Source organism: Pseudomonas sp. BF-B-15 (assembly GCF_019946675.1).
In the GTDB taxonomy this organism is placed as follows: Bacteria; Pseudomonadota; Gammaproteobacteria; order Pseudomonadales; family Pseudomonadaceae; genus Aquipseudomonas; species Aquipseudomonas migulae.
The window spans coordinates 15020-27519 of sequence record NZ_JAGYFZ010000082.1; the positions used below are offsets into that span (position 1 = coordinate 15020).

At 60.2% G+C, this 12500-nt stretch carries 9 protein-coding genes; all 9 read right to left on the minus strand.

What is annotated here, in order from left to right:
• Window position 1 precedes the first annotated feature (1 nt).
• Window positions 2-1519 carry a mannuronan 5-epimerase AlgG gene (algG, locus tag KGA97_RS22325; RefSeq protein ID WP_223481516.1) on the minus strand — a complete coding sequence of 506 codons (1518 nt, stop codon included), beginning with the start codon at window positions 1517-1519 and terminating at the stop codon, window positions 2-4.
• Window positions 1520-1602: 83 nt separating this feature from the next.
• Window positions 1603-2991, minus strand: a complete 1389-nt coding sequence (locus KGA97_RS22330) for an alginate export family protein (RefSeq protein ID WP_223481521.1) — start codon at window positions 2989-2991, stop codon at window positions 1603-1605.
• Between the two features lie 41 nt (window positions 2992-3032).
• The gene (locus KGA97_RS22335) at window positions 3033-4325 is read right to left on the minus strand and encodes an alginate biosynthesis protein AlgK (RefSeq protein ID WP_223481517.1); all 1293 of its coding nucleotides are present in this window, start codon (window positions 4323-4325) and stop codon (window positions 3033-3035) included.
• A gap of 104 nt (window positions 4326-4429) precedes the next feature.
• Window positions 4430-5644 (minus strand): alginate biosynthesis protein Alg44, encoded by a 1215-nt coding sequence (locus KGA97_RS22340; RefSeq protein ID WP_223415517.1) that lies wholly within the window; start codon window positions 5642-5644, stop codon window positions 4430-4432.
• 64 nt (window positions 5645-5708) lie between these two features.
• Entirely contained in the window at window positions 5709-7190 is a 1482-nt protein-coding gene (locus KGA97_RS22345) for a glycosyltransferase family 2 protein (protein WP_223481518.1), read from the minus strand.
• Window positions 7191-7247: 57 nt separating this feature from the next.
• Window positions 7248-8558 carry a nucleotide sugar dehydrogenase gene (locus tag KGA97_RS22350; RefSeq protein ID WP_008027175.1) on the minus strand — a complete coding sequence of 437 codons (1311 nt, stop codon included), beginning with the start codon at window positions 8556-8558 and terminating at the stop codon, window positions 7248-7250.
• Between the two features lie 590 nt (window positions 8559-9148).
• Window positions 9149-10564, minus strand: a complete 1416-nt coding sequence (locus KGA97_RS22355; RefSeq protein ID WP_192228286.1) for a purine-cytosine permease family protein — start codon at window positions 10562-10564, stop codon at window positions 9149-9151.
• A 255-nt stretch (window positions 10565-10819) separates the two neighbouring features.
• Window positions 10820-11971 (minus strand): acetylornithine deacetylase, encoded by a 1152-nt coding sequence (gene argE, locus KGA97_RS22360; protein ID WP_223481519.1) that lies wholly within the window; start codon window positions 11969-11971, stop codon window positions 10820-10822.
• On the minus strand, window positions 11968-12500 hold a 533-nt coding region (locus tag KGA97_RS22365; protein ID WP_223481520.1), incomplete at its 5' end, for a DUF1028 domain-containing protein. The genes KGA97_RS22365 and argE, both read right to left, overlap by 4 nt.

Here is a 12500-nt window from a genome sequence, read left to right on the forward strand (position 1 = left end):
CTCACAGTGTCTCGGGCAGAATCAACGCGGCGGCATGGCGGCGCAGGAGGATGTCCATCAAGTCGCCCTGGACGTCCCCCAACAAACCGGTGAAGGCCAGGCCGTCCTGTTTCTGCGGTGCGAGAAAGGTCAAGTCATAGAGTTCCAGGCGCGAGGGTGAAAACACGGCGATGGGGCTGGAACCGTTGCCGATCAGCTTGCCGCCGACCACGGTGAGCGACAGTTTGGCTTCGTAAGGGTCTTCCTTGAGATCGCGGTCGCTGCCACGCAAATCCTTGGTGTGGCCATAGATCCCGGTCAGCGCGTTGGCCATCAACTCGTTTTCATACAGCCGCACGCCGGTGCTGTTGCGCACGCGGATCCCGTGTCGGTCATTGTCCGCCGCGCGGTTGCGCCAGATCAGGTTATTGCCGCTCTCGTACAAGGTGATGCCGTCGGAGCGGTTTTTGTAGGTTTCGTTGTAGGCCAGCAGGTTATTGACGCTGGAGCGGTCCAGGACGATGCCCGACAGATGATTGTTGTAGGTGCGGTTGTAGATGATCCAGCTGTCGTTGACCTCGCGCGAGAGGATGATGCCGTGCTTCTTGTGGGTATCGAAGACATCGTTATGGGCAATGATCAGCCGGCGCGAACGGTCGTGCGGGTCGATGCCATATACGATGTTTGCGCGATAGGTGTTGCGCAGAATCACCACGTCGTCGGCCTCGTAGCAATAGAAGCCGAAATAGTTGTCGATGAACTGCGAATTGATCAGCCAGCCGGTCGGTTTTTTGCGCTTCATCTTCGGCGCCATGCTCGGGCTGTACTGGGAAATACTCACCCCGTAGCTCTTGCTCTCGGTGTAGCCGAAGCTGGTGATGGTGCTGTTGACGATGTAGGTCTCGGTGCCGCCCCAGGAAATCAGGAACGGGCGAAACGTTTCCTCTTTTTTGAACCAGGCCGGGCTGTCGTCTTTCTCGCTCCAGGCGCTGACCTTGGTATCGGTAATGAACAGTTTGCCGTCGTTGACCAGGAACGAACCGCCGTCCTGGGACAAACGCAATTCCTTGACCGATTTGTCGATATGCAGCGTCCCGCCGGGGCGGATGACGATCGGCAAACGCGCCAGAAACACCCCCGGTGCGGTCTCGCGCAGGGCTGTCTGCGGCAGGCTGCGTGCCAGTTGCGTCAGGCTCATGTAGCCACGGTCGATGAAGATCGCCACGGGCATTTGCTTTTGGCGTACCACCCATTCCTTGAAGCGGTCCTGGCCACCGATGAACTCGTCCAGCGCGTTTTCCTTGAGCATCGGCTGGATCAAGGCACGGCCGGCGGGCTTGTAGGCAATCTTCGCGGCGACTGCCTCGGCGGTATAGCCAGACAGGTCGGGCATTTTCGGTTCCTTGATCAGCAACGGTTTTCCCGGAGCCTCGCTGATGCTGTAGCGCGGTATCAGGACGTCACCTGCCGCACTGGCACCTGCCGTCTGCACCAACAGCATTGCGGCAAGCAACAGCCCTATTTTGACGACACGGTCCATAAGTCTCACTCATCCAAAAGGCAGCCGGTTGTGATCAATGTGCCGGTGCCCGCGATGGCTTCAGCGCGGGCAGCCACCGGGTCCTAGATTTTCCAGATGAAATCGATGAACGCCCGGTGCATGCTCGAATCGGTGTCGTTGGCGTAGGCGTCACCGGGGAAGAACACGCCCAGGCGCAGACGGATCAGTGCCGAGGGTTCGTCGACCCAATCCACCATGCTCGCGGGCAACAGGCCTTGCTTGAAGTACTTGGTCATGACCAGATCGACTTCCTGGCCCAGGTCCTTCTCGCCGTCCACCAGCGCCGCATTGATGATCCCGTCGTCGCCAGTTTCCGTCTGGTCGTCGACCCGCCAGAAGCGGTGGTAGACGAGGCTGGCGTCGTAGTCCTCGCGATACGACCAGGCGCCGAACAGGGTCGCGGTCTGGAGGTTGCTCAGTTCACCGCGAAAGGCTTCGCCGAAGCGGTGTACCCGTGAGCGCGTGCCGGTGTAGTTCGAGCGGTTGCTTTGCAGGCCGGTTTGCTGGAACTGGTTCTCCTGGTCGTTGCCGCCGCCATCGCCACGGGCGGCGGCAGCACCGAGGCGCCAGGCGTCATCGATGTTCCAGCGCAAGCCCAGGTCCGCGGCCCAGGAATTGACGTCGCCGCTGGTGTGGCCTGTCGCGATTCGATCGCCGGAAGGGACGATCACGCTGTTGAGGTTGTCGCGATCGCCGGTCAGCCAGGTTGCGTTGATCCAGTAATTGACCGGCATCGTCGAGCGATAGTTGTAGCCGTCACCGTTCGCTTCAAGGCCGACCCAGGTCAGGCTGCCGGTGGTGGTCTTGTCGAGTGTGTCGAGCCGGTCACCGGGGTCCGGCAGATTGCCGCTGTCTTCCGAGTGATGTACACGCAAGCCGACCCAATTGTTGGGCGTCCATTGCGTAGAGATGTCGGCGAAGGCATGGGAGCGGTCTTTGTCTTCCGGCGCCAGGTCGTCCAGGTCGGTGCGGTAGTCGGAAAAGCGTTGAGCGGCGCCGACGTGGCTGCGCAGCAGCGTGGTTTCGAAGGTCCAGTTGAGCGCTTCGATGTTGGTGTCCATCCACTCGCCGCTGTCCTCGCGCAGACGCTGGCGCCCCAGGCGCAGATGCTCGCCCGGATAGGCCGTGATGCCTGAATAGTCGACCCAGAATTCGCGAAGCGCCAGGTAGCTGTCATCCGCTTCACGGGTGTTGCTGTCGTCGACGCCGTTGTTCACGGTGTCGGTGTCGATGGTGTCGGTTGCCGCTACCGCCTGGCCCATCACATAGGCGCTCCAGTTGCCCCATTGGCCAAAGGCCCAGGGGCGCAGGTCGAGGCCAATATCGTTGAGGGTGCCACCGGGTGCAGTGCCCAGGTCCCGGTCGTCCTGCGACTCGCCGGTAATCTTCACATCCAGGCCGAAATTCTTCGGCGCCACTTCCGCCGCCAGCACCAGACCGGCGCTGCACATCAGCGAAACTCCCAGACCATAACCTGCCAACAGTGCTTGTTTCATAGTAAGTCCTGTCCATTTTCCGGAGTTTGCAGCCTGGCGAGAGCCGCGCCCGTCAGACGGGCCTGAGCTTCTTCCTCAAGTAAGGGCTGCGCGATTTTCCTCTCTGCCGGGGTCATCCCCGACTGCACGGCCGACAGCACTGGCCCCGCATTTACCACGCCCTGGCGTTGCGCGAGTTGCGCAAAGACAAAGGCATTGATTCGATTGACCTTGACCCCGCGTGAATCGGAAAACATGTGCGCCAGCGCCAGGTCGGCATTGGGCGAACCGTTGCGTGCTGCCAGCAGCAAGTGTTGCAGCGCTTTCTGTGGTTCGACCTGGCCCAGATAACCGCGCCGGTACAACTGGCCGAGGTAGTAATGTGCTCCGACTTCACCGGCGGCGGCCGCCTTGAGCAGGTGCTCTTGCGCCAGGCGCGGGTCCTGCGGCAGCCATTTGCCGAGGTAATACAAGCGCCCGGTCAGCAGTTCCGCCCGTGGATCGCCCGCTTCGCGCCCGCGCTGCAAGGCCGAGAGCAATTGCGGCGCATCGCCTTGGGCGGGGTAGTCGTCGATCAGCCGCGCCAGGCTGGTCCAGGCCGGTGGATAGTCGGGTGCCAGTTCTTCGAGCAGGCGTTGGGCGCTTTGCGGATCGGCCGGGCCTTCGAGTGTCGGCGTCGACAGAACGCGCGCCACCGACTCGACCCGCAAGGGCGCGACTCGTCCCTCACGCCAACCCTGGCGCAACTGCGCCAGCAAGTCGGCTTGCGCCTTGGGCTGGGCGCGCATTCGGTTGATAGTGGCCAGCTCTACATAACAGGCATCGAGTAATGCCAGTCTCGCCCGGCACATCTGCTCGATCTGCGGCAGGTGAGCGTTATAGGTGCCCTGATTGCGGTAAATCAGGATTTGCGCCATGTCTGCCTCGACAATGCCCTGGGCGCGCCAACTGTTGACCTTCTGTTGCGGATCCACCCCCGGCGTCAGTTGCGGGTACCCCAGGTACAACAAGGTCAGCGGCACCACTGCACTGAACTCGCCTTTGTCCAGCGCGCCTTCCAGCAATTGCCGGGCCTCTTGCACTTGCTTGGGATCCGTCGGTCCCTGACGAAGCAACACGCGGCCCAGACGTGACTGCGCCTTGACCGATTCCGGCGCGGCCTGCCGGTACAATCCCTCAGCCTCTTTCAGGCTCGCGGGGTCGCCCGCCGAGGCCGTCAAGTCGCCCATTCCGGCCTGGGCGTCGGCATAGCCGTCCTCGGCCAGCGGCGCGTAGTTCTTGCGAGCCGTTTCATAATCGCCGCGCGCCATGGCCTCGCGCGCCAAGCCTTGATCGGGGAGGGTGCCGCACCCATGAATCATTGTCAGGGCCGCGGCCAGCGCGGAAAACCGCAGCCCCGATCGCCATGCGCCGTTCATTTTCCGGCCGCCATGACTTTATTCGCCCAGGTGTTTTTCACCCAGGCATTGGCCGCCGAGGCACTCTGCACCCAGACATTGCCTTGCAGGTCTTCGATACTGACCTCCACCGGCCTCCCGGCCTGATCGGTTTGCAACGGGCTGTCAGGCTCAATGGTGACCCGCAGGTCCGAGGCCAGGCCGCCGTTGTCCAGCGCCACCGCAGTGATTTTGCCCGCGCGTGGCTGTTCTTCGCCGATCAACTGGAAGCTCACCGCTTTGCCGGGCTGGATCTTGGCAAAATTCTTGTAGGGGAAGCGCGCCTCGATGGTCGCCACACCGTCGATCGGCATCAACTCGTACACCGTGGTGCCCTTGCCGACGACCTGGCCGTCCGGCACCAGTTGCGACACCACCCGGCAATCGCAAGGGCTGGTCAGCGAACCTTGCAGGGTTCGGCTGAACAGGCGCTCAAGGTTTTCCGGGGTCGCCTGTCCGGGCGGCAGGTTGCCTTTCATCACATCCAGCAGCGAGGCGGAAAAGGTCGCCAGCGGGGCGCCCTTGGCCACCACCGACCCGACTTTGACCAACGAATTGACGCTGCCGTCGCGCGGCAGACCGATCAACTGGCCGGGCACATTGACCCGCGCCGATTCGGCATGGGTGACGAAATAAATGCCATACAACTGGTGCACCACATAACCAAAGGCAAACAGTCCCACCAGGAACATCAGCAGGCTTACCGCGGTGGCCCGCACGCGAGCGAGAATGCCCATGCCGTGGCCGCTTTCGTGCTTTCGCGGCTTGGTGAAGTTGTCGCGCTGCTGGGTCGAGAGCATGTCACCCAGGCTGATCACCCCGCCCGAGAGGTAAGAGGTGATCACGTAACGCAAGGCGGAAATCGCACGAGGGCGCAGGTTTTGAAACTCGCAACCTATGCGCTGCCCCTCGTCGTTAATCGAGCGCACGACAAACTCCACGTCGATGGCAAACCCCAGTGCATCGACCTGGAACACCAATTTGCCTTTGTGTTGCCGGCCCACGATCAGCGTTGTACCCGGCTGACTCAGGCTGAATCCGCCGGCTGACAAGTCGATCAGCTCGCAATCGAACGGCTCCCGGTCCGGCCCGTGAAACTTGATCCTCGCCGGCAGAGTCAGCCGCGCATGCTGACGCTGCACCTCCGACTCGTGCACGACATTGTCATCAACAGCAACAAAAGCTGTGTTCATAACGCGTTCCTTCCCATCGATTGAGTCCGATCCGGCACGGCCTGCCACGGCCCTGACACCTGCACTACACAATCCACATCAGCAGCGCGCAAAACACGCTGCCCGCCGAAAACGTCATGGCCCGCGACGACCAGGTATTGAACCAGCGCTGATAGCTCGCCAGCCCACGGTCGAGTTTGGTTTTCTGGCGCGTCCACGATTGCTGGTCGAGACGGAAGAACACATAGATCTTCACCATGGCGCCGACCAGCTGGTTGTAATAGAGAATCAGGGGATAAGCCGGCCCGACCGGGTGCCCCGACGCCAGCAACAGAAGACTCAGGATCAGGCGCGTCACGCCGATCCAGAGCACATAAATCAGCAAGTAGGCGATGCTGTATTTGAGGCTGGCAATGATCGCCACCGACGGCCCGAGCAGGCTGGCCCACATCGATACGCGTTGGTCGAGCAACACCAGCGAGGTGAACCAGCCCAGCCGCCGCACGCCAAGGTGCAGGGCCCGTGAGTTCTGCCGCAGGTTATTGCCATACCAGCGGAACATCAGCTTGCGGCTGGCTTTGATGAAGTTCTTTTCCGGGGGATGCTCGACGGTGTTGATCGCTGCATCGGGCACATAAAAGGTGTCGTAACCCAGCCGCATCAGGCTGTACCAACTGGACTTGTCATCGCCGGTCAAAAAGCGGAAACGCCCCAGGCGCCAGTGCTGCAGATAATCGCGCTCAACGTCTTGAATGAATCCGGGATCGGTCACCACTTGGGCGCGGAACACCGACATCCGCCCGGTCATTGTCAGCACCCGCTTGCCCAGTGCCATCGAGCACATATTGATGTGCCGCTGGGCGAACCGCAGCTTGTGCCATTCGCTCATCAGGTAGCTGCCGCGTACCTCGCAGAACTCATTGGTGGTCAACCCGCCGACGTTAGGAAAGAGCTTGAACCAGGGCACGGTCTGACGTACCAGCCCGGCGGAGAGCACGGTGTCGCCATCGACCACGGCCACCACCGCATCGGCGTCCGGCACGTGCCGGGAGATCGCCCGGAAACCATTGGCCAGGCCATCGCGCTTGCCGGTGCCGGGAATCCGCACGAAGCTCAGCTTGACCTGCTCCGGCGGGGTATAGCTGTCCCAGAGCGCCTTGATCAGCAATTCATCGGCGAGCTCGACGATGGAACAGACCACCGTGGTCGGGTAACCACAACCGATGGCCTCTTCAATCACCGAGCGGTACACCTGCGCCGTGGTCAACGCCTCGATCCGAAAACTGGTGACCAGCAAAAACACGTGCGACGGGTCGGCAATGCTGCCGAGCCGGGTAACTTTGCGTCTGTAGTAGGGGAACACCACATAAAGGAACAGCAGCCCCCGAAGGTAATGGACAGCCCCCATCGAATAACGCCAGATACCGACCGCCCCCAGCAACAGGAGAAAGTCCCTGGATTGGGGATCGAACACTGAGCGCGGCAGCAGCAGTGCAAGCCCCAGCAACGCGGTGACGTAAAACAGCCAGCCCGCCGCTTCGCGCAAGTAATCCCTGGCACCAGCCATACTTGTGACTCCTGTTCGATAAACCCGTATTGCCCGGGTTGCAGTTCGGTGACTCTCTTACCAGCAGATGCCTTCGAGCTGATCGTCACTGGTGTGTGGCATGAAACCCACCAGGTCAACCACCTGCTTGCCCTCGGGCACTTCAAGCGCGAGGGCTCTGAAGGACTCGTCACCGTTGCCAAGCACAATCACCTCCGCCTCGTCGATCACCTTCACAAGGTCAGCGCGTAGCAGCGAAGCCAGGTGCGGAATCTTCGATTCGATGTAGTCCTTGTTGGCCCCGTAGATGCGCGCGTATTCAACGTTGCGATCGAAGATATGCAGGTCGTAGCCCTTGCCGATCAACATTTCGGCCAACTCCACCAGCGGGCTTTCGCGCAGGTCATCGGTGCCGGCCTTGAAGCTCAGGCCGAGCAGGGCGATACGCCGCTTGCCGTAACTGGTGATGATGTCGAAGGCTCGCTGAACCTGCGCCGCATTGCTGCGCATGATCGACGCCAGCAGCGGGTGCTCGACATCCAGCTGCCCGGCGCGGTAATTCAACGCACGCACATCCTTGGGCAGGCAGGAACCGCCGAACGCGAAACCTGGGCGCATGTAATAACGCGACAGGTTGAGCTTGGTGTCCTGGCAGACCACGTCCATCACATCGCGACCGTCCACGCCGGCAGCCTTCGCGATATTGCCGATCTCATTGGCGAAGGTGACTTTGGTCGCGTGCCAGACATTGCAGGTGTACTTGATCATCTCGGCCACTTCGATACTGCGGCGCAGGAGCGGCGCGTCCAGCTCTTGAAAGAGCGAGGCGAGCAGGTCACCGCTGCGTTGGTCGAGTTCACCGATCACTGTCATGGGCGGACAGTTGTAGTCCTTGATCGCCGTACTTTCGCGCAGGAATTCCGGGTTGATCGCCACACCGAAGTCGACCCCGGCCTTCTTGCCGGAACAGTCTTCCAGTATCGGGATCACCACATTCTTGACGGTGCCCGGTAGCACGGTGCTGCGCACCACCACCGTATGCCAACTGTCCTTGGTGTGCAGGGCTTCGCCGATTTCGCGGCAGACCGACTCTATGTAGACCAGATCCAGATCGCCATTCTTCTTGCATGGCGTACCGACACAGAGGAACGACATCTGCGTGTCCATCACGGCCGCCTTTACATCACTGCTGCCGCGTAGCCGCCCCGAATTCACTCCCTGTTCGAGCAGCGGTTCCAGGCCGGGTTCGACGATAGGCGATTTACCCTGGTTGATCAGGTCAATCTTGACTTGCGAGACATCCACGCCGATTACGTCATGACCGCGAGCAGACAGACAGCCCGCGCATACAGCGCCCACATACCCCAGACCAAATATGCTGATACGCATTGGTAAGTTCCCCATATACCCGGATTTCGGATGGCCGTCGGCATGCCACACAGGCCGACAGTTGCTCTATTTGGCTAACTAAGCGGCAGTTTGGTTCAACGTGTTTTTCGGGCCAGCAATCGCAGAACCAAGAGTGTAGACAAACATCTTCCTGGCACTGTCATTTTTTTTAACAGGAATTTCGAACAGTTCGCGCCAGCAATATAAAGAGTGGGGGTTACAAGGAAGGTGCCAAAAGACAATATGTGAATTGCAAATAAAAAACATCAATAAAAACAGATGGATATCTAACTTATTTCGTTTGGTCATATGAGTAGAATATGTATTTTTGCACCAAAATCAGGCAGGTGGATATATCGTTTTTTTGAAGCGGCACTGGCGCGGTGCAACGCCAGCGTTACAATTTTGAAATCAGCCAGATCAATTTTTTATTAGAGTGTAAAGTTGCTGAGACATGTCAAATTTTCAATAACGGTTTTATTGGCGTTTTTATTATGCGTGATAGTCAATATCTTGGAGCTGCATAATATGATCAAGCAATAAAAAACCGCATTAATGCGGTTTTTTATTGCGGTTGAAATGTGAGGGAGTTAGAGGCTATTGGCCAGTTTCCCGGTGGAGAGGCGGCGCTTGTACGCGGTGTCGCGATTGGCCAGCCAGTAGTAGAGCGGCGAGGTGATGATCAGGCCCACCAGCCAGGACAGGTCAGCCCCATTGATGTGCTGCGAAATCGGCCCGACGTACAGCGGCGTGTTCATGAACGGAATCTGCACCACGATCCCGATCGCGTACGCCAACAGTGCCTGCGGGTTGTACCGGCCGTAGATGCCGCCATCGACCTTGAAGATCGAATTGATGTCGTACTGGCCTTTGTGGATGGCGTAGAAGTCGATCAGGTTGATCGCGGTCCATGGCACCAACACCACGAGCAACACCAGCACCATGTCGACGAAGTGGCCGATGAAGTTGGCAGAGGCGCCGACGGCGGCGAAGCAGCAGGCGGCGAGGAGGATGATCGACAGGATGGCGCGGCTTTTGGCGGTGGGGATCCAGCGGTAGGCGAAGGTTTGCACCAGGGTGATCAGCGACAGCACCGCGCCGTAGAGGTTGAGGGCGTTGTGGCTGATGACGCTGAGCAGGAACAGCACGAGCATCAATGGGCCGATGGAGCCGGTGGCGAGTTTGACGGCGTCCATGGTGTCCATGCCGACGGGCGTGGCGAGGACGGCGACGGCGCCGAAGATGAACGAAAGGCTGGAACCGAGCACTGTGCCCAGATAAGTCGTCCAGAAGGTTGCGGCGACGGGCACGTTGGCCGGCAGGTAGCGCGAGTAGTCGGAGACGTAGGGCGCGAAAGCGATCTGCCAGAGTGCGGCAAGGGACACGGTGGCGAGCCAGCCGGAAATGTTGAAGCTGCCGCGTGTGAGGAAGTCGGCGGTCTGCACGTGGGTGAAGATGTAGCCGAAGCCAAGCACGATACCCGCGCCGAGCACCCAGGTGCCGATGCGGTTGAGCACGTGAATGAAGCGATAGCCGATGATGCCGATGATGCCGGAGCCGAGGGCGCCAATGACGATGCCGACCGGCACCGGCACGCTGTCGACCACGCCATGCAGGGACTTGCCGGCGAGGACGATGTTGGAGGCGAAGAAACCGATGTACATGATGCCGGCGATCAGCACCACCAGCAGCGCGCCGAGGGAACCGAACTGGGCGCGGCTCTGGATCATTTGCGGGATGCCCATCTGCGGGCCCTGCGCCGAGTGCAGTGCCATCAGCACGCCGCCGACCAGGTGGCCGACGAGGATGGCGACAATGCCCCACACCAGGTTGAGGTGAAACATCTGCACGCCGAGGGCGCCGGTGACGATGGGCAGCGGGGCGATGTTGCCGCCAAACCAGAGGGTGAACAGGTCACGGGTTTTGCCGTGGCGATCTTCGGGTGGCACGTAGCCGATGGTGTGTTTTTCGATGAGTGGGGCGGGTGCTGTTGCTGCGGTAACCATGACGGACTCCAAGGCAATTTTGAGTACGTGGACGTACTTCGGTGAGCGCCGCGTGGGGCGACGCTTTTCTTGTTGGAGTTGATGATGTGCGGTGGGGTGGGATAGATAAATTAGTAGTTTTGTTGGTACAGACGTTAAAAAAAGTAGGTCCACGGGTCGCCCAAAAACCCTGTAGGAGCGAGCCTGCTCGCGATAGCGGAGTGTCAGTCAACACAGGTGTTGAATGTTAGTCCGCCATCGCCAGCAAGCTGGCTTCTACAGGCTGATGGATGTGAGCATTCGTTGCAGCATCGCGTCGCAGGCATTGAGTTGTTCGAGGCTGACGAACTCATCCGGTTTATGACCCTGATCCATGCTCCCGGGGCCACAGACAACGGTGGGAATTCCTGCTGCATCGAACAGGCCGCCCTCGGTGCCGAAGGCCACTGTTCCAAATTCCCTGGAGCCGGAAAATGCAGCGATCAATTCAGCCGCTTCGCTGTGGGCGTCCGTCGCCAATCCGGGATACGCCGACAACTCACTGAAGCAAATCTCGCTCTGTTCACTGACCGCACGCATTCGCGGCAGCACTTGCTGCTCGGCGTAGGCTTTCAATTCCTGGGCGACTTCGCTTGGATCATGCGAGGGCAACGCGCGTATTTCGAAGTCGAACCGGCAATCGGCCGGGACAATGTTCAACGCTTTGCCACCGGAAATCACACCGGTTTGTACGGTGGAAAATGGCGGATCGAAACGCGCATCGTGATGCTCGGGCGCTTTCAGTCGGTTACCGATTCGTCCCAGTTCGCCGATCAATTCGGCGGCGTACTCAATGGCATTGACCCCAAGCGGCGCATACGCCGAATGGCACGCTTCGCCATGAATATCGCAGCGCATCGCCAGTTTGCCTTTGTGCCCGAGTACCGGTTTCAGTTCGGTCGGCTCGCCAATGATGCAGAGCATCGGTTTGACCGGGCGTTGTTCCAGCGCTTTTAGCAACGAGCGCACGCCAAGGCAGCCGACTTCTTCATCGTACGAAAGTGCGATGTGCACCGGAAGTCGCAAAGACGCGTTCACCAAGGATGGAACGAGGGCAAGCACGCAAGCAATGTAGCCCTTCATGTCCGCCGTACCGCGACCATACAACTTGCCATCGCGCTCGGTCAGTTCGAACGGCGCAACGGTCCACGGCTGGCCATCGACGGGCACCACATCTGTATGTCCCGACAGCACGATGCCCGGCTTATCCGCCGGGCCGATCGTGGCAAACAGATTGGCCTTGCTGCGCTGCTCGTTGTAGATCAGTTCACAAGGCACATCGAGACTCGCGAGATAGTCGCGGACAAACTCGATGAGCTGCAGGTTTGATTCGCGGCTCGTGGTGTCGAACGCCACCAGGGTTTGCAGCACGTCGCGGCTGCTGCTCATCGGTCGTCTCCGGCGACGCCGTAGCCGGGGGATTTGTCCGGGGCGAGGGCGCGGTCGATGTAGTCCTGGACTTGTGGGCGGTAGGCGTCCCAGAGTTTTTCCAACCCGCCGATAGGGTCTTCATCTGCCCAGTCGACCCGCAGATTGATGATCGGCCAGGTCAGTTCGCCGACCACCACCATCGCTGCCGAATGCACCGGCCCGGCTTCGCCACCAGCGGCGATAGCGGCTTTCATCGCGGCGAGCAGACGGTCGGCGAGTTGACCTTCGCCGTGTTCGAAGGCCTCGACCATCGCCTCGATCACGCCCCGGTTCGCGAGCATGTTGCCGGCGGCCACACATTGTTCGCCGGACACGGCGTTGTGGTTGCCCAAGGTTTGCGCGCCGCTGAAGTGGGCGGTCTGGCCGAGGTGGTCGATGGCGGTGATCTGTCGGTATTGGCTGTAGCCGTTGCGCGTGAGGACCTTGTCCAGCGCATCGAAGGGGGCGAGGCCTTGCTCCATCAGGGCGAGGACGTCCGGGCCGAGGG

Coding starts and splice junctions, on each gene's coding strand:
- KGA97_RS22335 (WP_223481517.1), bottom strand. CDS start 4,325: ATGGCGCGCGGCGATTATGAAACGGCTCGCAAGAACTACGCGCCGCTG.
- KGA97_RS22330 (WP_223481521.1), bottom strand. CDS start 2,991: ATGTGCAGCGCCGGTCTGGTGCTGGCGGCGGAAGTGGCGCCGAAGAAT.
- KGA97_RS22355 (WP_192228286.1), bottom strand. CDS start 10,564: ATGGTTACCGCAGCAACAGCACCCGCCCCACTCATCGAAAAACACACC.
- KGA97_RS22345 (WP_223481518.1), bottom strand. CDS start 7,190: ATGGCTGGTGCCAGGGATTACTTGCGCGAAGCGGCGGGCTGGCTGTTT.
- KGA97_RS22350 (WP_008027175.1), bottom strand. CDS start 8,558: ATGCGTATCAGCATATTTGGTCTGGGGTATGTGGGCGCTGTATGCGCG.
- algG (WP_223481516.1), bottom strand. CDS start 1,519: ATGGACCGTGTCGTCAAAATAGGGCTGTTGCTTGCCGCAATGCTGTTG.
- KGA97_RS22340 (WP_223415517.1), bottom strand. CDS start 5,644: ATGAACACAGCTTTTGTTGCTGTTGATGACAATGTCGTGCACGAGTCG.
- argE (WP_223481519.1), bottom strand. CDS start 11,971: ATGAGCAGCAGCCGCGACGTGCTGCAAACCCTGGTGGCGTTCGACACC.